The following is a 21,930-nucleotide window of genomic DNA, read 5'->3' on the forward strand; positions in this document are numbered from 1 at the left end:
CTGGACAGCGCGCGGCACTTGCGGCACGTCAGGATGATGACCGAGTTCCAGGATAAGGCCCGCGCCGCCGAAACCGCCCTGCGCGACGTGTTCCCGCCCACGCCGCTGCAGCGCAATGCCCATCTGTCCGAGCGTTACGGCGCCGATATCTGGCTGAAACGCGAGGATCTGAGCCCGGTGCGCAGCTACAAGCTGCGCGGCGCGTTCAACGCGATGTCCAAGCATCCGCAGGCCGATCTGTTCGTCGCCGCCAGCGCCGGCAACCATGCGCAGGGCGTGGCGTTCATGTGCAAGCAGCTGGGCAAGCGCGGCATGATCTTCATGCCGGTCACGACGCCGCAGCAGAAGATCCAGAAGACCCGGATGTTCGGCGGCGACCAGATCGAGATCCGCTTGATCGGCGACTATTTCGACGATTGCCTCAAGGCGGCGCAGGCGTTCTGCGAAACCGAGGGCGGGCATTTCCTGTCGCCCTTCGACGATGACGACGTGATCGTCGGGCAGGCCAGCGTGGCGGTGGAAATCGAAGACCAGCTGGGCCGCGCGCCCGATCATCTTGTCGTGCCGGTGGGCGGCGGCGGCCTGGGGGCGGGGTTGCTGGGCTATTTCGGCAATGACAGCCTCTATACCTTTGTCGAACCGGCGGGTGGGGCCTGCTTGCGCGCGGCGCTGGAGGCGGGCAAACCGGTGCGCCTGCCCAAGGTCAACACCTTTGCCGATGGCGCCGCCGTGGCGCGCATCGGTGAACGGCCGTTCCAGCGGCTGAAGGATGTCGGCCTGGCCAATACGCTGACGATCAACGAGGATCGGCTGTGCACCACGATTCTCGAGATGCTGAACGTCGAGGGGATCGTGCTGGAACCGGCGGGCGCGCTTTCGGTCGACGCGCTCAAGGATCTGGGCCGGTCGATCGCGGGCCGCACCGTGGTCTGCATCACGTCTGGCGGCAATTTCGATTTCGAACGCCTGCCCGAGGTCAAGGAACGCGCGCTGCGCTATTCCGGGGTGAAGAAGTATTTCATCCTGCGTTTGCCGCAGCGGCCCGGCGCGCTCAGGGATTTCCTGAATTACCTCGGCCCCGACGACGATATCGCGCGGTTCGAATACCTCAAGAAATCGGCGCGGAACTTCGGATCGGTGCTGATCGGGATCGAAACCAGCGACCCGGCGAATTTCGACCGGCTGTTCCGGGCGCTGGATGAAAACGGGTTCACCTACCAGGACATCACGGAGGACGAGACCGTGGCGAATTTCGTGATCTGATGTTCGACGGCAAGACCGCCATCGTGACCGGGGCCGGACAGGGGATCGGCAAGGCGATCGCCCGGCGTCTCGCCGGGCAGGGCATGAAGGTGGTCGTGGCGGATATCGACCCTGTTTCCGCGCAAAAAGTGGCGGACGAGATCGGTGGCCTGGCCGTTTCCGGTGATCTGAGGCGGGCTGACGCGGTTGACGCGCTGGTCGCCACGGCACGCGCCCGGTACGGCAGGATCGACATGCTGGTGTCCAATGCGGGCTTTGCCCGGGGCGATGGCGGCCACGCCGCCGCAGCACCCGATGAGCTTTGGCAGGACAGTTGGGATTTGCATGTCATGGCGCATGTGCGCGCCGCGCGGTTGCTGCTGCCCGAGATGATCGAACGGGGTTCGGGTTGGCTGGTCAACATCGCCTCGGCCGCGGGGCTGCTGAGCCAGATCGAGGATGCCGCCTATTCGGCGACCAAGCATGCCGCCGTCAGCCTTGCGCAATCGCTGGCCATCAGCCACGGCGATCAGGGTATCCGGGTCTCGGTCGTCTGCCCGCAATACGTCGCGACGCCGCTTCTGGGCTACGCCGACGGCGCGCCGCAGGGCCGACCGCATGACCGGGTGATTCTGCCGGACGATGTCGCCGGGGCGTTGATGGACGGCCTGGCCGAAAACCGGTTCCTGATCCTTCCGCATCCCGAGGTGGCCGGGTACATGCGGTTGCGCGGTGTGGACATGGAGGCGTGGATCAAGGCGATGCGGAAGCTGCGCAAGGCCGCGCTTGCCGACGGAGTGCCCGACAACCTTTCCCAGCTGCACCGGCGGATCTAGGCGGCAAGGCGATTGGCCAGATCGGCGAAGAACAGGGATCGTGACTCGGCGAAAACGGTGGCGACCTGCGCCGCGACCCGGCCGGGATCGGTGTCCGGCCGGCATTCCGCATCGGCGCAAAGCGACGCCAAGGCCGCGAAACCGAGATTCAGCGCCGAACCCTTCAGGAAATGCATCTGGTCACGAAACGCATCGGTGTCTTCCGGCTGCAACCCGCCGATCGCGTTGTCGACTTCGGCAAGGAACAGATCGACCACCTCGTCGAAATCGGCGCCGCCGATTTCGTCCCTCAGTTCGCGCACGCGGTTCCAATCGATCATGGCCGACCTCCTGCGGGAACCCTCCTTCAAAGGTCTGAAGAAATGATTTCCCTGTCCGGCCGAAATGCGTGGCATTCGAATGTTCAGGGGCTGTTAGCAGTTCTTCAACAGCATCACCCCGTTGATCACGGCACCAACAAAGGCGATTCGGCGTGCAAGTTGTTTCGGAAAATCACTCCGATCCGGTGTCGGCGGGCGGCGCGGTCCGGCGAATCCTTGTCGTCGACGACAGCCGACTGCAACTGCGGATCCTGTCCAGCATGCTCGAAAAATGGGGTTTCGAGGTCATTCAAGCCGATTCGGGCCGGCAAGCGCTCGACCTCTGCCGGCAATCGCCTCCGGATATCGTCCTTTCGGATTGGATCATGCCGGGAATGACGGGGCTGGACCTGTGCCAGGCCTTTCGCGCGCGGTCGGTGGGGAATTTCGGCTATTTCATCCTGCTGACTTCGAAATCCGACAAGGAAGACATCGCTCGTGGTCTGGATGCGGGCGCCGACGATTTCCTGACCAAGCCGGTCAATCCCGCGGAATTGCGTGCGCGGATCAACGCTGGCGCCCGGATCGTGTCGATGGAACGCGAATTGTCCGACCAGAAGCGGGTTGTGCAGGATACGCTTGACGAATTGCGCGTCGTGCACGCGGCAATCGACAAGGATTTGCAACAGGCCCGCAAGATCCAGCAATCGCTCATCCCGGCCCGCAGCCAGGTCGTCGGATCGTCCCGCATCAGCTTGATGGTGCATCCCTGCGGTCATGTCGGTGGCGATCTTGTGGGTGTCTTCGCTCAGGATGACGACCAACTGGGCCTGTATTCCATCGACGTTTCCGGTCATGGCATCACATCGGCGATGGTAACGGCGCGGATCGCCGGATACCTGTCGAACACGTTTCACGATCAGAACCTCGCGCTGGAACCGGGCGCGGATGGCCAATATGCGCTGCGCCAGCCCGAAGCCACGGCCCGGTTGCTGAATCAGAGGCTGGCCGCCGACCGCGGCGTCGAACAGTATTTCACCATGGCCTATGCAACCATCGACAGCGAAAGCGGATCGGTCAGGATGGTTCAGGCCGGTCATCCACCACCGCTCTTGCTGCGTCACGACGGGTCGTTCGCGTTTCTCGGCAATGGCGGGTTGCCGATCGGACTGGTCGACGAGGTCAGCCATGACAGGGTCGAATTCGATCTCGGACCCGGGGACAAGCTGATCCTCTACTCGGACGGCTTTACCGAGGCGGAAATGCGCGGTGGCGGAATGCTGGGAGAAGACGGTCTTGTCGATCTCGTGCGCGCGGCGGCCGCCGTCGCGCAGGGCGTCGAGATGCTCGAGGACATGTTCTGGCGGCTGACATCGGCGATGCGCGACGGCGGCCGGCTGGCCGATGACGTCTCGGCCGCGATGATCGAGTTCGGCTGCGAAGCGCCGCGACCCCCCTAGCGCATCAAGCGTGCGACGAACGCCCGGTCACCGGGGTTGCCCAGCGAAAGAACAGCGACCTGTGGCGGCAGCCAAAGCGCCGTATGGCCTGCTTCCTCGGGCGGTCCCAGCCGCCTTACGGGGCGCGCGCGATAGACGTAGCAGACCTTTTCGGCCCAGAGATCGTATTCCGGCATGAAGGTGAACCGCCGGAACCGGCCCAGCAGGACGGGCGCGGCAATCCGCCAGCCGGTTTCCTCGTGAACTTCGCGGTGCAGCGCGGTCAGCGGCGATTCCCCGGGATCGATTCCGCCACCGGGTAGCTGGATTTCCGGCTCCGGTTCGGATTGCCGTGTCAGCAACAGCGCGCCTCGCAGCGGCAACACCGCGTAGACACCGGGCCTGCGGCGGTAGCGGCGGCCGGGCTGTGGCGGCTCTCCGAATCGCGGTGTCATCGCTGTCCCTTGGTCTCTGCCTTGATCGCGCCTATATGGCCGCGGTATGCCAATCGGCACCGGATAAGGAAACTCCATGACACTGGCCAGCAAAATCGCCTGGGACGACACGGTCCTGCCGTTTCAGCTTGATCGGTCCGACATGCGCGGGCGCGTTGCGCGCCTGGATGGTGTGCTGGACGGTATCCTGAAGCAGCACGACTACCCCGCTCCGGTCGAAGCACTGGTGGCCGAGATGGCCCTGTTGACCGCGCTGATCGGCCAGACGGTCAAACTGCGCTGGAAACTGTCGCTGCAGGTGCAGACCAACGGACCGGTGCGGATGATCGCCACCGATTACTTCGGCCCGGACGAAGAAGGTCAGCCGGCCCGCATTCGGGGCTATGCAAGCTTTGACCGCGACCGCATCACCGACGATGCGCCGTTCGCCCAGTTGGGCAGCGGGTATTTCGCGATCCTGATCGACCAGGGCAAGGGCATGACACCTTACCAGGGAATCACGCCCGTGGCGGGATCATCGCTTTCGGATTGCGCCGCGGCCTATTTCGCCCAGTCCGAACAGCTGCCGACGACCTTTGCTTTGTCCTATGGCCGGTCGAGCGAGCCGGGCGTGCCCGAGCATTGGCGTGCCGGCGGCTTGATGATCCAGCACATGCCCAAGGCCTCGCCCTTTGCCACAGGCGGCGGATCGGGAGAAGGCGGCCTGCTGAACGCACAGGACCTCATGCATGGCGATAACGGGGAAAACTGGACACGGATCAATGCCCATATCGGAACACTGGAAGAGCTGGAGCTGATCGGTCCTTCGGTGCCGCCGACCGACCTGCTGTATCGCCTGTTCCACGAGGAAGGCGCGCGGGTTTTCGATGCCCAGCCCGTCCGCTTCGGCTGCACCTGTTCCGAGGAACGCGTGCGCAAGAGCCTGTCGATCTATTCGGCCAAGGACATCGAGAAGATGACGACCGACAACGGTATCGTCACGGCCGATTGCCAATTCTGCGGCGCACATTACGAACTCGACCCCGCGTCGGTTGGCTTCGAGGCCAGAGACGATGACGCTGGATGATGCCATCGCCGCCTTGGGCGCGGCGCTGGCGGCCCCGGCGCAGGCGTCGTCCGATTTCGACCTGAACGCCGGCGTCGTCCTGCCGCCGGGGCGTGTGTTGCGGCCCGCGGGGGTTCTGATCGCAGTCCAGCACGGGGCCGCAGGCGCCGAGGTGGTGCTGACCAAGCGGTCATCGCGGTTGAAACACCACCCTGGCCAAATCGCCTTTCCGGGCGGCAAGCAGGACGATACCGATGCCGATGCCATCAATGCCGCATTGCGCGAAGCCCACGAGGAAATCGGGTTGCCGCCCTCGCAAGTCGAGGTCCTGGGCACCTTGCCGCCGCATGAAACCGTGACGAGTTTCACGATCACACCGGTTCTGGGTTGGATCAGGGACAGTTTTCATCCGGTTCCCGAGGCCGGCGAGGTCGACGAGGTGTTCTCGGTCCCGTTGGCGCATCTGGCCGATCCGTCGCGCTATTCCGTGCAATCCCGGCGCTGGCGCGGTCAGCAGCGGCACTATTACACGGTGCCGTTCGGGCCTTATTACATCTGGGGGGCGACGGCGCGCATCCTGCGCGGCCTGGCAGGCAGGATGGCCTCATGACGCGCGTCACCGGCGATTGGCTGACTCGGCCCGCGACACAGCGGGTCATGCGGCTTCTGACCGATGCCGGGCACCAAGCCTATGCCGTCGGGGGATGCGTGCGCAATGCGCTGCTGGGCGTCGCCGTGGCCGATGTGGACCTGTCCACCGATGCGCGGCCCGAAACGGTTCTGGCGCTGGCGAAAAACGCGGGGCTCAAGGCCGTGCCGACCGGTATCGATCACGGCACGGTCACCGTCGTTTCGCAGGGCGAGGGTTACGAGATCACCACGTTCCGAGCGGATGTGGAAACCGACGGGCGCCGTGCAGTCGTCGCCTTTGCCGACGACATCCGGCAGGATGCAGTGCGCCGCGATTTCACCATGAACGCGCTTTACGCCGCCGCTGACGGAACGCTGGTCGATCCGCTGGGCGGTCTGCCCGATCTGCAGGCGCGCATCGTGCGCTTCATCGAGGATCCGACCCAGCGCATCCGCGAGGACTATCTGCGAATCCTGCGTTTCTTCCGCTTCACCGCTTGGTATGGCGATCCCGAACAGGGTCTGGACGCCGAGGCGTTGGCGGCGATCGCCGCCAATCTCGACGGCCTGACCGGACTGTCGCGCGAGCGGGTCGGCGCCGAGATCACCAAGCTGCTTGGCGCGCCCGATCCGGCGCCGGCTGTCGCGGCGATGGCGCAGGCCGGGGTTCTGGCCGTGGTGCTGCCCGGCAGCGATCACAAGACCCTGGCGCCGCTTGTCCACCTCGAGGCAAGGCTGGGTCTGCAGGCCGACGCGATCCGCCGCCTTGCCACCACGGGGTTCGCCGATGGCGCCGGTCTGCGGCTGTCACGGGCCAAGCAAAGCCGCCTGACGCGCCTGCACGACCTGGTCTCGGACACGGCCGGGCTGGCCGAAATCGCCTGGCGGCATGGCGCGGACACGGCGCGCGACGTGCTGGCCTTGCGATGCGCTGCCCTCGGCCACGAACCCGGCAAGGCCGACGAGACCGCGATCGCCGACGGCGCCGCGGCGCGCTTTCCCGTTACCGCCCGCGACCTGATGCCCGGCCTGCAGGGGGCGGAACTGGGCGCCGCACTGAAGGAAATGGAGCGGCGCTGGATCGCATCCGGTTTTTCGCTCGGTCGTGCCGATCTCCTGACGGGCAGGGGTGACAGCGGTGGCGATCTGGGGTAATACCCACGCCATCCAATCGGAGGACAGCGCATGCATCGTGACAGGTTTCTGATCAGCTTCGCCTGAGAACCCTGCACGTGCGGGGATCATGGCCCCCGCAATTCCATGCGCTATTCTATTCCACCGGAAAGCCTCCGACATGTTCCGTTTCTTTGAAAATCTCGTCGACCCCTATGTCGACTACCCGCAAACCGACCGCCCGCCGCAATCGTTGTACGGGTTTCTCGCCGATTACGCACAGCCGTTCCGCGGCGTGTTCTTCCTTGCCGCCTTTCTGTCTGTCGTGGTCGCCGCGGTCGAGATCGGCCTGATCTGGGCGATGGGCTGGGTCGTCGATATCCTGGCCGGCGATCCGCAGACGGTGTGGGACTCGCATGGAACGACCCTGATCGCGCTCGGCGTTTTCGTGCTGTTGTTGCGCCCCCTGGTGCAGGCGATCGACGTGCTGATCCTCAACAACACGATCATGCCGAATTTCGGCACGCTGATCCGTTGGCGCGCGCATCGGCACGTGTTGCGGCAATCGGTGGGATGGTTCGAGAACGATTTCGCCGGGCGCATCGCCAACCGTATCATGCAGACCCCCCCTGCCGCGGGCGAGGCGGTGTTCCAGGTCTTCGACGCCATCGCCTATGCCCTGGCCTATGTCGTCGGCGCGCTGGTGCTGCTGGGCGAGGCCGATCTGCGCCTGATGATCCCGCTGATCCTTTGGCTGGTCCTCTATGCTGCGCTGATGCGCTGGACGGTCACCCGCGTCGCACCGGCCTCCAAGGCCGCATCCGACGCGCGGTCCGAAGTGACGGGCCGGGTTGTCGACGCCTATACCAACATCCATTCGGTCAAGATGTTCGCGCACCACGATCGCGAACTGGCCTATGCCCGCGATGCGATCGACCACACACGGACGACCTTCATCCGCGAGATGCGGCTCTATACCATCATGGATGTCAGCCTGACGGCATTGAACGGCGTGCTGATCGTCGGCGTGGTGGGCTGGGCCATCGCGCTTTGGCTGCAAGGCGCGGCCAGCACCGGAACCGTTGCGGCCGCAGCGGCCCTGACTCTGCGCCTGAACGCCATGACCGGCTGGATCATGTGGGCGCTGACCACGCTGTTCCGCCAGCTTGGTGTCGTGTCCGAAGGGATGGAGACCATCGCCCAGCCCATCACCCTGACCGACGCGCCGGATGCAAGGCCGCTGAAGCTGAAGACCGGCAAGATCGAGCTCCGCTCGCTGACCCACCATTACGGGCGCGGGTCCGGTGGGCTTGACGGCATCGACCTGACCATCGCGCCGGGCGAAAAGGTGGGCCTTGTCGGCCGGTCCGGCGCGGGCAAGTCGACGCTGGTCAAACTGCTCTTGCGCTTCTACGACGCCGAAGGCGGGCGCATCCTGATCGACGGGCAGGACATCCGCACCGTCACCCAGCAAAGCTTGCGGCGACAGATCGGCATGGTGCAGCAGGACAGCTCGCTTTTGCACCGGTCGGTGCGCGAAAACATCCTCTATGGCCGCCCCGATGCAACCGAAGCGCAGATGATCGCCGCGGCGGAACAGGCACAAGCGCACCGGTTCATTCTTGACCTGCAAGACCCGCACGGCCGCACCGGCTATGACGCGCAGGTCGGCGAACGGGGCGTCAAGCTGTCGGGTGGACAACGCCAGCGCGTGGCGCTGGCCAGGGTCATCCTGAAGGACGCTCCGATCCTGCTGCTGGACGAGGCAACCAGCGCGCTGGACAGCGAAGTCGAGGCGGCGATCCAGGACACGCTGTATGGCATGATGGAAGGCAAGACGGTGATCGCCATCGCCCACCGCCTGAGCACCATTGCGCATATGGACCGCATCCTGGTTCTGGACCGCGGCCGCATCGTCGAGCAGGGCAGCCATGATGCGCTTTTGGCGCAGGGTGGGCTATATGCCAGCTTCTGGACCCGGCAATCCGGCGGGTTCCTTGATCCCGATGCCGAGGCCGCGGAATGAAATTGTCGAACTGGATCGATCCGTTTGCCCATGCGGACGGGCCGCCGCCGCGGCACCTGACCCCGTTCCTGCGCTGGGTTCTGCGGGGAACCGGTCCGGCGCTGACGGCGGCGGGCGCGATTTCGATCGTCGCCGGGATCGTCGAAGTGATGGCCGCGCTTGTTTTGGGCTGGGTGGTGGACGCCGCGCTGAACGCACCGCCCGAGAACGTCTTTTCCCACAATCTCGGCACGCTGGGTTTCGCCCTGGCCTTCTTTCTGCTGGCGCGGCCGGTCTTTTTCGGCGGCAACGCGCTGATGCAGAATATCGTCGTGGCGCCGAACGTGCTGAACCTCGTTCTTCAACGCCTGCACCGCTTTACGCTGGGCCAGTCCGTGACCTTCTTCGACAACGATTTCGCCGGACGCATCGCGCAGAAGGAAATGCAGACCGCCCGCGCCCTGACGGACGTGGTGGTCGAGACGCTGCAGACCGTGCTGTTCGCGCTGGCCTCGGTGATCGGGGCGGTGCTGCTTCTGGGCACGGTGGACGGGCGCATCGCTGCGGGGCTGGTGGTCTGGCTGGTCGTGTATTTCGGGATCATCCGGTATTACATGCCGCGAGTGCGCAAGCTGTCGACAGCCCGGGCTGCGGCGCGGGCAAACGTCACCGGCCAGATCGTCGACACGGTCAGCAATATCAAGACGGTCAAGCTGTTCGCCCATGCCGATCACGAGGACCGCGCGGCGCTTGGCGCCATGTCCCGGCTGCGTGACCGGACGCTGGACTACGGCCGGGTGTCCGTCGCATTCCGATTCTGGCTGATGGCGCTGGCCGGGGTGCTGCCGGTCCTGCTGGTGGGCGGGGCGCTGTGGTATTGGTCGCGCGGGATGATCAGCGCGGGCGACATCGCGGCGACCGGCGCCGTCAGCTTGCGCCTTGCCCAGATGACAGGATGGGTGTCGTTCACGCTGATGGGGCTCTACGCCAATCTGGGCGAGGTCGAGGACGGCATCCGCACCCTGACGCCCGCGCATGCGCTGGTCGACGCGCCGGGTGCGACCGAACTGGCCATTACTCGGGCCCAGGTGGAATTCAGCGGCGTCAGCTTTGCCTATGGCCGCGAAAAGGGCGGCGTTCAGGATATCGGACTGACCATCGCCCCGGGTGAAAAGCTGGGCATCGTCGGCGCGTCCGGTGCGGGGAAATCGACACTGGTCGCCCTGCTCTTGCGTCTCTACGACACCGAAAAAGGCGCTGTCCTGATCGATGGCCAGGACGTGCGCGACGTGACCCAGGAAAGCCTGCGGCGCCAGATCGGCATGGTCACGCAGGAAACCGCGATGTTCAACCGATCGGCGCTGGACAACATCCGCTATGGCCGTCCCGATGCAACCGACGACGCGGTGTTCGAGGCCGCACGCCAGGCCGAGGCGCACGAGTTCATCCTCGACCTGCGGGATTTCGCCGGACGCACGGGGTACGACGCGCATCTGGGCGAACGGGGTGTCAAGCTGTCGGGCGGCCAGCGGCAGCGCATCGCGCTGGCACGGGCGCTGCTCAAGGACGCGCCGATCCTCGTGCTGGACGAGGCGACCAGCGCGCTTGACAGCGAGGTCGAGGCATCGATCCAGGCGGCTCTTGAACGGGTGATGCGCGGCAAGACGGTGCTGGCAATCGCGCATCGGCTGTCGACCTTGTCCTCGATGGACCGGATCGTGGTGCTCGACGCGGGCCGCATCGTGGAAACCGGCACCCACGCCGAATTGCTGGCGCGCGGCGGGCTTTATGCGCGCTACTGGAACCGGCAGTCGGGCGGATTCATCGACCCCAAGGCGGCGGCGGAATGAAGCGGGTGATGATCCTGGGCCAGCCGGGCTCGGGCAAGTCGACACTGGCGCGGCAGATCGGTGACAGGACGGGCTTGCCGGTGGTGCATGTCGACCGCATCCACCATCTGCCCGGCTGGGGTGAACGACCGCGCGCCGAAAAGATCGCGATGGCGCTGGCCGAACAGGCCAAACCGGAATGGGTCTTCGAAGGCGGCTTGTCTGCGACCTACGAAGATCGGTTCGCCCGCGCCGATACGGTGATCTTTCTGGACCTGCCGCTGAGGCTGCGCCTGCGTCGCGTGGTTTGGCGGACGCTGCGCTATCTCGGGCGCACCCGACCCGACATGCAGGACAACTGCCCCGAGCGGTTCAGCGTGGAATTCTTCAAATGGATCTGGGACACGCGGCATACCGGGCGTCGCAAGCCGCTGGCGCTTCTGGCGCGCGATGCGCCGGACAAATGCCGGTGGCATCTGCGCAGTCCAGCCGAGATCGACGTGTTTCTCGCCACGCTCGACGGCGCCGAAAAAAGCGGGCAAGAGACGGGGCATGAACACCTTTGTCATTGAACGCCTGGGCCATCAAGGCGACGGCATCGCCCAGGGGCCGGTCTATGTTCCTGGCGCCTTGCCGGGCGAAGTCGTGTCCGGTGTCCCGGACGGGCAGATCTTGGGCACCTATCGCATCGAGACCCCGTCACCCGACCGGGTTTCGCCGCCCTGCCGTCATGCACGGTCATGCGGCGGTTGCCAGCTGCAGCATGCCGCCGACAGCTTTGTCGAGGCATGGAAACAGGACGTGGTCGGTCGCGCCCTGATCGCACAGGGCGTTCAGGTGGATTTTCGACCCTGTTTCACCGCGGAACCGCAATCGCGCCGCCGTGCATCCTTTGCCGCGCGGCGCACGAAAAAGGGCGCCCTGGTCGGGTTCCACCAGAAAGCCTCGGACATCGTGGTCGCCGTTCCCGACTGCCTGTTGATCACGCCCGCGCTGCGCAAGGCGCTGCCGATGGTCGAAAGGCTGGCCGTTCTGGGCGCCAGCCGCAAACACGCGCTGTCGGTGCAGATCACCGATACGGCGGGCGGGCTGGACGTTGCCGTCAGCGGCGGCAAGCCGATGGACGCGGCCCTTCAGTCGGCGCTGGCGGACCTGGCGCGCGATCACGACCTCGCCCGGCTGTTCTGGGATGGCGAAGGGCTGACCCGCCGGCCGCCGCATGTCGATTTCGGCGGAATCACCGTGGTGCCGCCCCCAGGCGCGTTTCTGCAGGCCACCGCCGATGGCGAGGCGACGCTGCGCAACGACGTTCTGGAAATCGTCGATGGCGCGCGGCACGTGGTCGACCTGTTCGCCGGTTGCGGCACATTCGCCCTGCCCGTGGCGCGTTCCAGCGCGGTGCATGCGGTCGAGGGCGACAAGGCCATGCTGGTGGCGCTGGATGCCGGCTGGAGGCAAGGCACCGGCTTGCGCAAGGTCACGCACCAGGCGCGCGATCTGTTCCGCAATCCGCTGTTGCCCGACGAACTGGCGCGCTTCGACGCCGCGATCATCGATCCGCCCCGCGCCGGGGCCGAGGCGCAGACCGCCGCCCTGGCGCGCGCGCGCATCCCGCGGATCGCGTTCGTGTCGTGCAATCCGGTCAGCTTTGCCCGCGATGCGGCGACGCTGACCAAGGCCGGTTACCGCCTGAATTGGGTCCGGGTGGTTGACCAATTCCGCTGGTCGACCCATGTGGAACTCGTCGCCGCATTCCAGCTCGAGGATTGATGATGGATCTCCGCACCCAGATTGCGTCTTTTCTGGACCGTCCCGCCGTGCGCTACGGCATCATCGCGGTGATCGTCGTCAACGCGATCTTGCTGGGGATGGAAACGTCGCAGTCTCTGATGGCGCGCTTCGGGCCGATCATCCTGGCGCTGGACAGCGCCTGTCTGGCGATCTTCGTGACCGAAATCGGCGCCAAGCTCTATGCCTATCGCGCGCGCTTTTTCCGCGACGGCTGGAACCTGTTCGACCTTGCCGTCGTGGGCATCGCGCTGGTGCCCGATTCCCACGGGTTTTCGGTGCTGCGGGCGATGCGGATCCTGCGGGCGCTGCGCGTGGTCTCGGTCGCGCCGCGCCTGCGCCGCGTGGTCGAGGGCTTCGTCAATGCGCTGCCGGGAATGGCCAGCGTGTTTCTTCTTATGGCGCTGATCTTCTACATCGCCGCGGTCATGGCGACCAAACTGTTCGCAGCGTCGTTTCCCGACTGGTTCGGCACGTTGGGCCTGTCGGCCTATACGCTGTTCCAGATCATGACGCTGGAAAGCTGGTCGATGGGCATCGTGCGCCCGGTGATGGAGACCTATCCCTTCGCCTGGGCCTTTTTCGTGCCGTTCATCATGGTCACCACCTTCGCGGTGGTGAACCTGATCGTCGGCCTGATCGTGAATTCGATGCAGGACGCGCACGAAAGGGAAGACGGCGAACGCACCGATGCCTATCGCGACGAGGTGCTCAAGCGGCTCGACGCCATCGAAGCCCGCCTGGAGGCAAGGCTGGAAGCCCGGCTGGCGGCCCGCGATCTGCCGAAAATGTGATCTCCCGCTTTGCCCGCGGATCGGTTACACTCCGTGGCAAAACGAGGGCAGGCACACAATGAAACCGATCCGGTACATCCTGATCCTGGCGCTGGCTTTGACCATCGCCGGGTGTTCCAAGTACAAACCCTATCACGGTCCCGAAATCACCCAGGTCGTCGTCAACAAGGGCGACCGGCGCATGTACTTGCTGCACAATGAAAAGGTGCTCAAGGCCTACGATATCGGGCTGGGCTTTGCGCCGGTGGGCGACAAGAAGATCGAAGGCGACGGGCGCACGCCCGAAGGCAATTACGTCATCGACAGGCGCAACTACAACAGCGCGTTCTTCCTGAGCATCGGGATTTCCTATCCCAACGAACAGGACATCGCCGAAGCGCTGGCACTGGGCAAAAGCCCGGGCGGAGACATCTTCATCCACGGGCGTCCGAACGGCGTGTCGCGGATGAACTTCCGCGATACCGGCCCGGACTGGACCGCCGGCTGCATCGCCGTGACCAATCGCGAGATGCGCGAGATCTATGGAATGGTCCGCAACGGGACGCCGATCCAGATCAACCCCTAGACGAAAGGCGGGTCAGGCCGGCCCGCCGACCACGCCGGGTGTCGGCGCCAGGTCGGGTGCGCCCAGAACCATCGTCCACCAGATCTTGCCGTTGGCTTCCTGGTGCCAGGAAAAACCCAGGTCGCGTGCGGCGGGGTCCAGGATGATGCGGCGGGTTTCTTCCTGCTCCATCCAGGCACCCAGCGTTTCCAGCTCGGTCTCGTAGGTCTCCGAGATCGTTTCGCCGATCAGGCGGCCGGTATACCCGACGCGCTGCACGCGATCGATCGGCGACGACCCGTCCGATCCGAAATGCCAGGGCCGGTTCTGCAACGCCATGTCGCGCGCATGGGTCGCGGCGGCGGCGTTGAGACGCGAATTCAGTTCGACCGCTGGCTGTCCGGACGCCGCCCGCAACGCGTTCACCGAATCAAGAACGCGAAACTGGATGCGGCCGGAATCCGCGACGCCGATGCGATACAGCTTTGGCAGGGGTTTTCCGTCCGGACCCAGGGTAGGCGTAGTGGGCGCGGGCGCCGGGGCACAGGCCGCGACGGCCAGCATGGACATGACCAACAGGATAGTGAGACGCTTCATTGCACAGCCCCAGGAAACAGTGATTGACCCCCCGCTTACCCGTTGCGCCGTGTCTAATCAAACCCACATGGGCGTGAGATCGCTAACTAACATCTGTTTGATTTGCGACTGAGGCAGCAAAGCCATATACAGCAGAATGATTTTCTGACGTCCGACAGGAGACGCGAACATGAAGAAACCGGCAGCTTTCCGTATGGATCGCCGCGCCTTTCTGGCCGGAACGGCGGCGGTGATCGGCACGTCCGCGCTGGCGCAGAACGTGAACGGCGACGAAACCGTTGAAATCGAACGCGACATCAGCCGCGTCGTGCGTCGCAACGTATCCAGCTTTCGCACGCTGGACTGGCAGCCCTATTTCACCTCGCTGAACAACGGCGCGATCCTGGTCGATATCGACAGCCGCGCTTTGCACTACTGGGAGGAATCGGGCCGCTATCACCTGTATCCATCGTCGGTCCCGCTGACCGAAGACCTGACGCGGCGCGGCCGCACGCAGGTCACGCTGAAGGATCCCAGCCCCGATTGGCGGCCGACCCCGGCGATGAAGATCCGCAATCCCGAATGGCCGGACTACGTGCCTCCGGGCCCCGACAACCCGCTGGGCACCCGCGCGCTGCACCTCAGCTGGCAGTATTATCGCATCCACGGAACCCACGACACGCGCAAGATCGGGCGCCGGTCGTCGAACGGCTGCATCGGGCTCTACAACGAGCATATCGAAGAGCTGTACGAGATGGCGCAGGTCGGAACGCAAGTGTTGCTTATTTGACGACACTGCGGCAGAGCAGATTTTCCCAGCCCCAAGATGCATTTGCATTCGCCTCGAATTGCTGCTTAGAGGGAAACACGAGGTAAGTCTTGGGTGCCTGTCGTGCGGAAACCTATGTCACGCAGGCGAATATCTGGAGGATAACATGAAGAAACTCGCTCTCGCCGCTGTGCTTGCTGGTGCTGCATCGACCGCGATGGCTGGCTCGATGGGCTCGGCTGCCAAGGACGACGTGGTCATGGAACCGGTTGTTGTCGTCGAAGAAGCTGCACAAAGCTCGTCGTCGGCCGGCATCCTGATCCCGCTGGCCCTGCTGGTGCTGATCGCTGCCGCTGCAGCCAACAACTAAGTTGGTCTGAACGGAATTCGGAAAGGGCGGTGCTTTTGCACCGCCTTTTTCATGTCCGGCCGGTGCCTCAGCGCAGCCAGCCGTCCAGGTTGTCGTCGATCACGGCGCACAACGCCTCGATATGGGCATCGTCGTCATTGAGGCAGGGGATGTAGGTGAAGTGTTCGCCGCCCGCTTCCTCGAAGCTTTCCTTGATCTCTTCGTTGATCTCTTCCAGCGTCTCGATGCAATCGGCTGAAAAGGCCGGGGCGCAGACGGCGATGTTCTTTTTCCCGTCCTCTTCGGCCAGCCGCGCCACTTCGTCCACCGTATAGGGCTTGAGCCATTCCTCGGGGCCGAACCTGCTCTGGAAGGTGGTTGTGATGTCGGTATCCTTCCAGCCCAGCCGTTCCTTGAGCAGGCGCGTCGTCTTCTGGCACTGGCAATGGTAGGGGTCGCCCTCCATCAGGTATCGCTTGGGCACGCCGTGATAGGAACACACCAGGATGTCGGGACGGGTATCCATCTGCGCATAGGCGCGCTCGATTGACTGGGCCAGGGCCTCGATGTATTTCGGATGCTCGAAATAGGGATCGACGGTGCGCACCGTCGGCTGCCACTTTTCTTCCATCAAGGCGCGAAAGAACTGGTCGTTCGCGGTGGCCGACGTGGCGCCGGCATAGTGCGGGTACAGCGGGAAGAACAGGATCTTGCGGCACCCGGCCTTGACCATCTCGCGGACCTTGGACTTGGTCGACGGGTTGCCGTACCGCATGCAGAAATCGACCATCACGTTGTCGCCATAGCGGTCGGTCATCTGTTTCGTGACCTTGGCGACCTGATCCTTGGTGATCGTCATCAACGGGCTTTCGCCCGCCTCCTCGTTCCAGATCGACTTGTAGGCCTCGCCCGAACTGAACGGGCGTTTCGACAGGATCACCAGCTGCAGCAGCGGCTGCCACAACCAGGGCGAATAGTCGATCACCCGGCGGTCGGACAGGAATTCGTTCAGATAGCGCCGCATCGACCAATAGTCGTAATTGTCCGGCGTGCCCAGGTTCGCCAGCAGGATGCCCACCTTTTCACCGGCCACCTTGGGGTGGTCGGCTGGGGCATGAACGGGCCGCACGGCGGTCTTGGTGGCATCCAACATCGTGTTTTCCTTGGTCATCCGCTTGGCCTGTAATTATTCCGCACCCCTGATACGTCAATCCTTGAGCGGTGTCTCGGTCGTCTTCAGCGCGTCGGCCAGCCGCGTGGCGGCCGAACCGGGGCGCAGCGGCTGCGGCTGGCTGGCGTCCGGCGACCAGCCGGTCAGGGTGATCAGTTCGAAGGTCGCCCGCACGCGACCGTCATCGCCGGCATAGGTCGCCGCGTAAAGATCGGCGGCCCGCAACAGCACCGCGCGGCGGGTCGGGCGGCGCAGCCGGGCCTGCAGGGCGTTGGTCTCGCCCATCGCGCGCAGGTCGCGCATCAGGTGCAGCGGCGTCTCGTAGGACACCGTCAGCGGCAGGCTGTCGGCCACCGGCAGGGCAAGGCCTGCGCGCTGCAGCAATCCGCCCAGATCGCGGATCTCGGCCATCGGCGCGACACGGGGCGACAGGCCGCCGGTCGCCTCGATTTCGGCCTGGCCGAGGGTCGCGCGCAATTCCTGCAGGGTCTGGCCGCCCAGCGTCAGCGCGATCAGCAGCCCGTCGGGGCGCAACGCGCGGCGGCACTGGATCAACTGGCCGACCGGATCGTCGGCCCAATGCAGAGCAAGGCTGTGGATCACCACGTCGTGGGCGGCTTCGGCCAGATCCAGGACGGCGCCGTCCGTCACGATCCGCGCATCGGGCAAGGCGCCCTGCCAGACATCGGCGAAGGGCGTCACCACGGCAGGCGCCGTAAAGGACCTGTTAACCATCGCCAGACGATCCTGCGCCTCGTCGCGCGCGAGTTCCTGCAGGAACCGCGCAGTGGCCCGGTTTCGGTTGCGCGCCAGCGCGTCGGGGTCGGTCAGGCGGGGCGGTTGTGTCATGGGAGCCAGATAAGATGTGGGCGGCGGCGATGCAAACGCTTGTGCAGGGTCTTTACCCGCCGCGCTGCCTGTCCTGCGGCGGGCTGGTGGAAACCGATTTCGGCCTGTGCGGCGCCTGCTGGCGCGATACGCCCTTCATCGCCGGGCTGGCCTGCGATTTGTGCGGCGTGCCGCTGCCCGGCCAATCCGACCGGGCGGAACATTGCGACGATTGCCTGACCACCGCCCGGCCCTGGGCGCATGGCCGCGCCGCGCTCAGCTACGAGGGCAAGGGGCGGCGGCTGGTGCTGGCGCTCAAGCATGGCGACCGCCACGACATCGCGCGCCCCGCGGCGCGCTGGATGGCGCGGCTGGTGCGCCCGCTGGTCGCGCCCGACACCGTCGTCGTGCCCGTGCCGCTGCATCTGCGGCGCTTGCTCAGCCGCCGCTACAACCAGTCGGCCCTGCTGGCGCAGGCACTGGGCGGCGAGCTGGAGTGCCGGGTGATCGCCGACGCGCTCGAACGCAGCGTGCGCACCCCCAGCCTGGACGGCAAAAGCCGCGAAGACCGGTTCGCCACGCTGGCCGACGCGCTGCGCCCCAATCCGCGCCGCGCGGGCGCGCTGGCCGGGCATCCGGTGCTGATCGTCGACGACGTGATGACCTCGGGCGCCACGCTGGCCGCCGCGACCGAAGCCGCGCTTGCCGCCGGTGCAAGCCGGGTTTGCGTCAGCGTGCTGGCGCGCGTTGCCAAGCGGCCCTAAATTCTCCATGACAGGGCACGGTGCCCGGAGGACGTCATGCAACCCGTTGAGCTCTATACCTCGCCGCTTTGCGGCTATTGCCATGCGGCCAAGCGGCTGCTGACCCAGAAGGGCGTCAAGTTTTCCGAAATCGACGTGCTGGCCGAACCCGCGCGCCGCGCCGAGATGATGCAGCGCGCCCATGGCCGCCATACCGTGCCGCAGATCTTCATCGGAACGACCCATGTCGGCGGGTTCGACGACCTGGCAGCGCTGGAACGGGCGGGCAAGCTCGACCCGCTGCTGCAGGGCTGATGCGCGCGGCACTGCTGCAACTGACGTCATCGGACGACCCGTCCGAGAACCTCGAGACCCTGCGCGCCATGCTGCGCCGGGCCGCGTCGGACGGCGCACAGATCGCGCTGACCCCCGAGGTCAGCAATTGCGTGTCGATGGATCGGGCGCACCAGGCGGAAGTGCTGCGGTCCGAGGCCGAGGATACCGTTCTCGCCGGTCTGCGTGACGAAGCGGCGCGGCTGGGCCTGTGGGTGCTGGCCGGATCGCTGGCGCTCAGGTCCGAACCGCCCGAGACGCGCTTCGTCAACCGATCGCTGCTGATCGACGCCGCGGGCGGGATCGTGGCGCGCTACGACAAGATGCACATGTTCGACGTGCAAGTCGATCAGACCGAAACCTATCGCGAATCCTCCGGCTATGCGCCGGGATCGCGCGCCGTCGTGGCCGACACGCCGTTCGGGCGGCTGGGCCTGACAATCTGCTATGACCTGCGTTTCGCCTATCTCTACCGCGCCTTGGCGCAGGCGGGGGCGCAGGTGCTGTGTGTGCCGTCGGCGTTTTCGCCCGGCACCGGCCCCGCGCATTGGGAGGTGCTGCTGCGCGCCCGCGCGATCGAGACCGGGTGTTACGTGCTTGCCCCCGCGCAGACCGGGACACATGCGGCCCGTTCGGGTCGCCAGCGCCTGACATATGGGCATTCGCTGGCCGTGGCGCCCTGGGGCGCGGTCATCGCCGATGCCGGGACCGCGCCGGGGGTCACGATGCTTGACCTGGACCTGGCCGAGGTGGACAAGGTTCGGGCCAAGATCCCGTCGCTGCGCCACGACCGCACCTTCGAGGGGCCCTGAATGTCCGATGCCAATGCCCTTGCCATCTCGCTTGTCAGCGAGCTTCTGACCGCCGATCAGCTGCTGCGGAACCGACTGACCCGGGTGCTGCCGAACCGGATGGAGATCTCGCATTTCTCGGTGCTGAACCACCTGGCCGGGGTTGGGGCGGAACGCACGCCCGCGCAGCTGGCACGCAGTTTCCACGTCACCCGCGGCGCGATCACCAACACGCTGGGCAAGCTGGAACTGGCCGGCTACGTGCATATCCGCCCCGACTGGGACGACGCGCGGCGCAAGCTGGTGGCGATCAGCCCCGCCGGCATGGCCGCCCGCGATGCCGCGCTGGCCGCGATCACCCCGGTCATCGCCGGGGTGGTGGGCGAGCTGGGCAAGGACAAGGTGCGCGCGGCACTGCCGGTGTTGCGCGAATTGCGGTTGCGCATGGAAGAGGGCTAGGGGGCGCTGCCCCCTCTGGCGCCTGCGGCGCCATTCACCCCCGGAGTTTGTCCGGCAAGATGAAGATCACGGCTTGGTCGCCGCGGTGACGTAATTGACGCTCAGGTCGCGGTCCGAAAGCCGCCAGGACCAGGTCACCGGGTTGAAGACATAGCCCTTGCGGTCGACCGGCGTCATCCCGGCCTGTCGCAGCAGGTCATACAGCTCGTCCGGGGTGATGAATTTCGACCATTCATGCGTGCCCTTGGGCAGCCAGCGCATGACGTATTCGGCGCCGACGATCGCCATGGCAAAGCTCTTGGCGTTGCGGTTGATGGTCGAACACAGGTGCAACCCGCCGGGTTTCAGCAATTGCTGGCAGGCGGTCAGGTAGGCCAGCGGATCGGCCACATGTTCCACCACTTCCATGTTCAGCACGATGTCGAATTGTTCGCCCGCCGCGGCCATGTCTTCGGCCGTGGTGTGGCGGTAATCGATGTCCAGCCCCGATTGCGCGGCATGGGTCTGCGCCACGGGAATGTTGCGTGCGGCGGCGTCGACGCCCACCACCTCGGCGCCCAGACGGGCCATCGGTTCGCACAGCAGGCCGCCGCCGCAGCCGATATCGACGATGCGCAGGCCCTCGAACGGGCGTGGGCCTGCCAGGTCGCGGTCGTATTCGCCCGCGATCTGCGTGGTGATGTAATCCAGCCGGCAGGGATTGAGCATGTGCAGCGGCTTGAACTTGCCGTTCGGATCCCACCACTCGGCGGCCATCGCCTCGAACTTGGCGATCTCGGACGGGTCGACGGTGCTGGTGGTCATGCGTGTATTTCCCATGGTCAATTGCCCTGTCTCGCCAATATAGATAGGCCATGGACAAATTCCCGGGCCAAAAGCGCGCAGTGCAGTATCTTTACCCGCCCATCGACCCCTTCGACCAGCGCATGCTGGAGGTCGATGGCGGGCACACGCTGTATGTCGAGCAATCCGGCAACCCGCAGGGCCGCCCGGTGATCGTGCTGCATGGCGGGCCCGGCGGCGGCTGCAGCCCGGCGATGCGGCGCTATTTCGATCCCAATGTCTATCGCATGGTGCTGTTCGACCAGCGCGGCTGCGGCCGGTCGCGGCCGCATGCCAGCGTCACCAACAACACCACCTGGCACCTTGTTGCCGACATCGAGGCGATCCGCGAAACGCTGGGCATCGACCGGGCGGTCCTGTTCGGCGGATCCTGGGGTGCGACGCTGGCGCTGATCTATGCCATCCGCTTTCCCGAGCGGGTGTCGCACCTGGTGCTGCGCGGCGTTTTCCTGATGACCCGGGCCGAGTTGGACTGGTTCTATGCCGGTGGCGCCGGCCAGTTCTGGCCGGAACCCTGGGCGCGGTTCCGCGACATGATCCCCGAAGACGAACGCCGCGACCTGATCGCCGCCTATCACCGGCGCCTGTTCAGCGGCGACCTGCGCATCGAGACGAATTTCGCGCGCGCCTGGTCGGCCTGGGAAAACGCGCTGGCCTCGGTCTATTCCAGCGGGCAGGGCGGCGAAGCACCCGGCGACTACGCCCGCGCCTTCGCCCGGCTGGAAAACCATTACTTCACCAATGCCGGATTTCTCGACGAAGACGGCTGGATCCTGAAGAACGCAGGCGCCATCGCACAGATCCCGGGGGTCATCGTGCAGGGACGCTACGACATGATCTGCCCGCCGCGGCGCGCCTGGGAACTGGCCCGCGCCTGGCCCAGCGGCGACTTGCGCATGATCCGCAACGCCGGCCACGCCCTGTCCGAGCCCGGCATTTCCGCCGAACTGGTGCGCGCGATGGACCAGATCGCCGAAGAATGAGACAAGGCGTTTCATTCCGGAATGGCGATGTCGCTTTACTCTGGGGCCACAACCGTTAACCTGACC

The 21,930-nt window shown here is 65.5% G+C and carries 25 protein-coding genes; 19 read left to right on the top strand and 6 right to left on the bottom strand.

Features of this window, described 5'->3' with window-relative positions; genetic code table 11:
* The first annotated feature begins 36 nt into the window (after positions 1-36).
* Both ilvA and KUH32_RS06665 read left to right on the top strand, forming a co-directional pair.
* Complete coding sequence (gene ilvA, locus KUH32_RS06660; protein WP_217777256.1) at positions 37-1,263, top strand: threonine ammonia-lyase IlvA; 1,227 nt, start codon at positions 37-39, stop codon at positions 1,261-1,263.
* Positions 1,263-2,078: an SDR family oxidoreductase gene (locus KUH32_RS06665; RefSeq protein WP_217777257.1), complete on the top strand. Its 816-nt coding sequence runs from the start codon at positions 1,263-1,265 to the stop codon at positions 2,076-2,078. Before ilvA ends, KUH32_RS06665 begins: the two co-directional genes overlap by 1 nt.
* Here the strand turns inward: KUH32_RS06665 and KUH32_RS06670 are convergent.
* The gene (locus KUH32_RS06670) at positions 2,075-2,398 is read right to left on the bottom strand and encodes an Hpt domain-containing protein (protein ID WP_217777258.1); all 324 of its coding nucleotides are present in this window, start codon (positions 2,396-2,398) and stop codon (positions 2,075-2,077) included. The two genes, KUH32_RS06665 and KUH32_RS06670, sit on opposite strands and share 4 nt — an antisense overlap.
* Before the next feature lie 152 nt (positions 2,399-2,550).
* Between KUH32_RS06670 and KUH32_RS06675 the strand changes: the two genes are divergently transcribed.
* A complete protein-coding gene (locus tag KUH32_RS06675) occupies positions 2,551-3,837 on the top strand; it encodes a PP2C family protein-serine/threonine phosphatase (RefSeq protein ID WP_348541091.1) in 1,287 nt (428 codons plus the stop codon).
* On the opposite strand, the gene KUH32_RS06680 is transcribed toward KUH32_RS06675, so the two are convergent.
* Positions 3,834-4,271 (bottom strand): NUDIX domain-containing protein, encoded by a 438-nt coding sequence (locus KUH32_RS06680; protein ID WP_217777259.1) that lies wholly within the window; start codon positions 4,269-4,271, stop codon positions 3,834-3,836. The genes KUH32_RS06675 and KUH32_RS06680 overlap by 4 nt on opposite strands.
* 76 nt (positions 4,272-4,347) lie before the next feature.
* On the opposite strand from KUH32_RS06680, the gene hslO reads away from it, so the two are divergent.
* The 9 genes from hslO (at position 4,348) to KUH32_RS06725 (ending at position 14,040) form a co-directional block, all read left to right on the top strand.
* On the top strand, positions 4,348-5,337 hold the full coding sequence (hslO, locus tag KUH32_RS06685; protein ID WP_217777260.1) for an Hsp33 family molecular chaperone HslO: 990 nt from the start codon (positions 4,348-4,350) through the stop codon (positions 5,335-5,337).
* Positions 5,324-5,926, top strand: coding sequence for a CoA pyrophosphatase (locus KUH32_RS06690; protein ID WP_217777261.1), 603 nt, complete (start codon positions 5,324-5,326; stop codon positions 5,924-5,926). Before hslO ends, KUH32_RS06690 begins: the two co-directional genes overlap by 14 nt.
* On the top strand, positions 5,923-7,101 hold the full coding sequence (locus KUH32_RS06695) for a CCA tRNA nucleotidyltransferase (protein ID WP_217777262.1): 1,179 nt from the start codon (positions 5,923-5,925) through the stop codon (positions 7,099-7,101). The genes KUH32_RS06690 and KUH32_RS06695 overlap by 4 nt, the downstream gene beginning before the upstream one ends.
* Before the next feature lie 139 nt (positions 7,102-7,240).
* A complete protein-coding gene (locus tag KUH32_RS06700; RefSeq protein ID WP_217777263.1) occupies positions 7,241-9,085 on the top strand; it encodes an ABC transporter ATP-binding protein in 1,845 nt (614 codons plus the stop codon).
* Positions 9,082-10,914: an ABC transporter ATP-binding protein gene (locus tag KUH32_RS06705; protein WP_217777264.1), complete on the top strand. Its 1,833-nt coding sequence runs from the start codon at positions 9,082-9,084 to the stop codon at positions 10,912-10,914. The genes KUH32_RS06700 and KUH32_RS06705 overlap by 4 nt, the downstream gene beginning before the upstream one ends.
* Positions 10,911-11,465: a P-loop NTPase family protein gene (locus tag KUH32_RS06710; protein ID WP_217777265.1), complete on the top strand. Its 555-nt coding sequence runs from the start codon at positions 10,911-10,913 to the stop codon at positions 11,463-11,465. The genes KUH32_RS06705 and KUH32_RS06710 overlap by 4 nt, the downstream gene beginning before the upstream one ends.
* Positions 11,446-12,663: a class I SAM-dependent RNA methyltransferase gene (locus tag KUH32_RS06715; RefSeq protein WP_217777266.1), complete on the top strand. Its 1,218-nt coding sequence runs from the start codon at positions 11,446-11,448 to the stop codon at positions 12,661-12,663. Before KUH32_RS06710 ends, KUH32_RS06715 begins: the two co-directional genes overlap by 20 nt.
* Before the next feature lie 2 nt (positions 12,664-12,665).
* Complete coding sequence (locus tag KUH32_RS06720) at positions 12,666-13,475, top strand: ion transporter (RefSeq protein WP_431358179.1); 810 nt, start codon at positions 12,666-12,668, stop codon at positions 13,473-13,475.
* Positions 13,476-13,533: 58 nt separating this feature from the next.
* Complete coding sequence (locus KUH32_RS06725) at positions 13,534-14,040, top strand: L,D-transpeptidase family protein (RefSeq protein ID WP_217777268.1); 507 nt, start codon at positions 13,534-13,536, stop codon at positions 14,038-14,040.
* Positions 14,041-14,052: 12 nt separating this feature from the next.
* On the opposite strand, the gene dalA is transcribed toward KUH32_RS06725, so the two are convergent.
* A complete protein-coding gene (dalA, locus tag KUH32_RS06730) occupies positions 14,053-14,616 on the bottom strand; it encodes a divisome-associated lipoprotein DalA (protein WP_217777269.1) in 564 nt (187 codons plus the stop codon).
* Between the two features lie 169 nt (positions 14,617-14,785).
* Between dalA and KUH32_RS06735 the strand changes: the two genes are divergently transcribed.
* Both KUH32_RS06735 and KUH32_RS06740 read left to right on the top strand, forming a co-directional pair.
* A complete protein-coding gene (locus tag KUH32_RS06735; protein ID WP_217777270.1) occupies positions 14,786-15,385 on the top strand; it encodes a L,D-transpeptidase in 600 nt (199 codons plus the stop codon).
* A 145-nt stretch (positions 15,386-15,530) separates the two neighbouring features.
* Positions 15,531-15,734 (top strand): ferrochelatase, encoded by a 204-nt coding sequence (locus tag KUH32_RS06740; protein ID WP_217777271.1) that lies wholly within the window; start codon positions 15,531-15,533, stop codon positions 15,732-15,734.
* Positions 15,735-15,801: 67 nt separating this feature from the next.
* Here KUH32_RS06740 and hemH read toward each other — a convergent pair whose 3' ends face one another.
* Positions 15,802-16,866, bottom strand: a complete 1,065-nt coding sequence (gene hemH, locus KUH32_RS06745) for a ferrochelatase (RefSeq protein ID WP_217778340.1) — start codon at positions 16,864-16,866, stop codon at positions 15,802-15,804.
* 54 nt (positions 16,867-16,920) lie between these two features.
* Positions 16,921-17,733, bottom strand: a complete 813-nt coding sequence (locus tag KUH32_RS06750) for a methyltransferase domain-containing protein (protein WP_217777272.1) — start codon at positions 17,731-17,733, stop codon at positions 16,921-16,923.
* A gap of 29 nt (positions 17,734-17,762) precedes the next feature.
* On the opposite strand from KUH32_RS06750, the gene KUH32_RS06755 reads away from it, so the two are divergent.
* Genes KUH32_RS06755 through KUH32_RS06770 form a run of 4 tightly spaced genes read left to right on the top strand, consistent with a single transcriptional unit; the run spans position 17,763 to position 20,038 of the window.
* Positions 17,763-18,476 (top strand): ComF family protein, encoded by a 714-nt coding sequence (locus KUH32_RS06755; protein ID WP_217777273.1) that lies wholly within the window; start codon positions 17,763-17,765, stop codon positions 18,474-18,476.
* Positions 18,477-18,512: 36 nt separating this feature from the next.
* Positions 18,513-18,770: a glutaredoxin 3 gene (grxC, locus tag KUH32_RS06760; protein ID WP_217777274.1), complete on the top strand. Its 258-nt coding sequence runs from the start codon at positions 18,513-18,515 to the stop codon at positions 18,768-18,770.
* Positions 18,770-19,600, top strand: coding sequence for a carbon-nitrogen hydrolase family protein (locus KUH32_RS06765; protein ID WP_217777275.1), 831 nt, complete (start codon positions 18,770-18,772; stop codon positions 19,598-19,600). The genes grxC and KUH32_RS06765 overlap by 1 nt, the downstream gene beginning before the upstream one ends.
* Positions 19,601-20,038, top strand: a complete 438-nt coding sequence (locus KUH32_RS06770; RefSeq protein ID WP_217777276.1) for a MarR family winged helix-turn-helix transcriptional regulator — start codon at positions 19,601-19,603, stop codon at positions 20,036-20,038. It begins immediately after the preceding gene.
* 66 nt (positions 20,039-20,104) lie between these two features.
* Here KUH32_RS06770 and ubiG read toward each other — a convergent pair whose 3' ends face one another.
* Positions 20,105-20,842 carry a bifunctional 2-polyprenyl-6-hydroxyphenol methylase/3-demethylubiquinol 3-O-methyltransferase UbiG gene (gene ubiG, locus KUH32_RS06775; RefSeq protein ID WP_254898999.1) on the bottom strand — a complete coding sequence of 246 codons (738 nt, stop codon included), beginning with the start codon at positions 20,840-20,842 and terminating at the stop codon, positions 20,105-20,107.
* A gap of 50 nt (positions 20,843-20,892) precedes the next feature.
* Between ubiG and pip the strand changes: the two genes are divergently transcribed.
* Positions 20,893-21,864, top strand: coding sequence for a prolyl aminopeptidase (pip, locus tag KUH32_RS06780; RefSeq protein WP_217777278.1), 972 nt, complete (start codon positions 20,893-20,895; stop codon positions 21,862-21,864).
* Positions 21,865-21,930 lie beyond the last annotated feature (66 nt).

This window comes from Thalassococcus arenae, from assembly GCF_019104745.1.
Classification (GTDB): Bacteria; Pseudomonadota; Alphaproteobacteria; order Rhodobacterales; family Rhodobacteraceae; genus Thalassococcus_B; species Thalassococcus_B arenae.

Bases quoted from the DNA above. Each gene is read 5' to 3' on its own strand.
- ilvA (WP_217777256.1), top strand. From the start codon at position 37: ATGACCGAGTTCCAGGATAAGGCCCGCGCCGCCGAAACCGCCCTGCGC.
- KUH32_RS06665 (WP_217777257.1), top strand. From the start codon at position 1,263: ATGTTCGACGGCAAGACCGCCATCGTGACCGGGGCCGGACAGGGGATC.
- KUH32_RS06670 (WP_217777258.1), bottom strand. From the start codon at position 2,398: ATGATCGATTGGAACCGCGTGCGCGAACTGAGGGACGAAATCGGCGGC.
- KUH32_RS06680 (WP_217777259.1), bottom strand. From the start codon at position 4,271: ATGACACCGCGATTCGGAGAGCCGCCACAGCCCGGCCGCCGCTACCGC.
- hslO (WP_217777260.1), top strand. From the start codon at position 4,348: ATGACACTGGCCAGCAAAATCGCCTGGGACGACACGGTCCTGCCGTTT.
- KUH32_RS06690 (WP_217777261.1), top strand. From the start codon at position 5,324: ATGACGCTGGATGATGCCATCGCCGCCTTGGGCGCGGCGCTGGCGGCC.
- KUH32_RS06695 (WP_217777262.1), top strand. From the start codon at position 5,923: ATGACGCGCGTCACCGGCGATTGGCTGACTCGGCCCGCGACACAGCGG.
- KUH32_RS06700 (WP_217777263.1), top strand. From the start codon at position 7,241: ATGTTCCGTTTCTTTGAAAATCTCGTCGACCCCTATGTCGACTACCCG.
- KUH32_RS06705 (WP_217777264.1), top strand. From the start codon at position 9,082: ATGAAATTGTCGAACTGGATCGATCCGTTTGCCCATGCGGACGGGCCG.
- KUH32_RS06710 (WP_217777265.1), top strand. From the start codon at position 10,911: ATGAAGCGGGTGATGATCCTGGGCCAGCCGGGCTCGGGCAAGTCGACA.
- KUH32_RS06715 (WP_217777266.1), top strand. From the start codon at position 11,446: ATGAACACCTTTGTCATTGAACGCCTGGGCCATCAAGGCGACGGCATC.
- KUH32_RS06720 (WP_431358179.1), top strand. From the start codon at position 12,666: ATGGATCTCCGCACCCAGATTGCGTCTTTTCTGGACCGTCCCGCCGTG.
- KUH32_RS06725 (WP_217777268.1), top strand. From the start codon at position 13,534: ATGAAACCGATCCGGTACATCCTGATCCTGGCGCTGGCTTTGACCATC.
- dalA (WP_217777269.1), bottom strand. From the start codon at position 14,616: ATGAAGCGTCTCACTATCCTGTTGGTCATGTCCATGCTGGCCGTCGCG.
- KUH32_RS06735 (WP_217777270.1), top strand. From the start codon at position 14,786: ATGAAGAAACCGGCAGCTTTCCGTATGGATCGCCGCGCCTTTCTGGCC.
- KUH32_RS06740 (WP_217777271.1), top strand. From the start codon at position 15,531: ATGAAGAAACTCGCTCTCGCCGCTGTGCTTGCTGGTGCTGCATCGACC.
- hemH (WP_217778340.1), bottom strand. From the start codon at position 16,866: ATGTTGGATGCCACCAAGACCGCCGTGCGGCCCGTTCATGCCCCAGCC.
- KUH32_RS06750 (WP_217777272.1), bottom strand. From the start codon at position 17,733: ATGACACAACCGCCCCGCCTGACCGACCCCGACGCGCTGGCGCGCAAC.
- KUH32_RS06755 (WP_217777273.1), top strand. From the start codon at position 17,763: ATGCAAACGCTTGTGCAGGGTCTTTACCCGCCGCGCTGCCTGTCCTGC.
- grxC (WP_217777274.1), top strand. From the start codon at position 18,513: ATGCAACCCGTTGAGCTCTATACCTCGCCGCTTTGCGGCTATTGCCAT.
- KUH32_RS06765 (WP_217777275.1), top strand. From the start codon at position 18,770: ATGCGCGCGGCACTGCTGCAACTGACGTCATCGGACGACCCGTCCGAG.
- KUH32_RS06770 (WP_217777276.1), top strand. From the start codon at position 19,601: ATGTCCGATGCCAATGCCCTTGCCATCTCGCTTGTCAGCGAGCTTCTG.
- ubiG (WP_254898999.1), bottom strand. From the start codon at position 20,842: ATGACCACCAGCACCGTCGACCCGTCCGAGATCGCCAAGTTCGAGGCG.
- pip (WP_217777278.1), top strand. From the start codon at position 20,893: ATGGACAAATTCCCGGGCCAAAAGCGCGCAGTGCAGTATCTTTACCCG.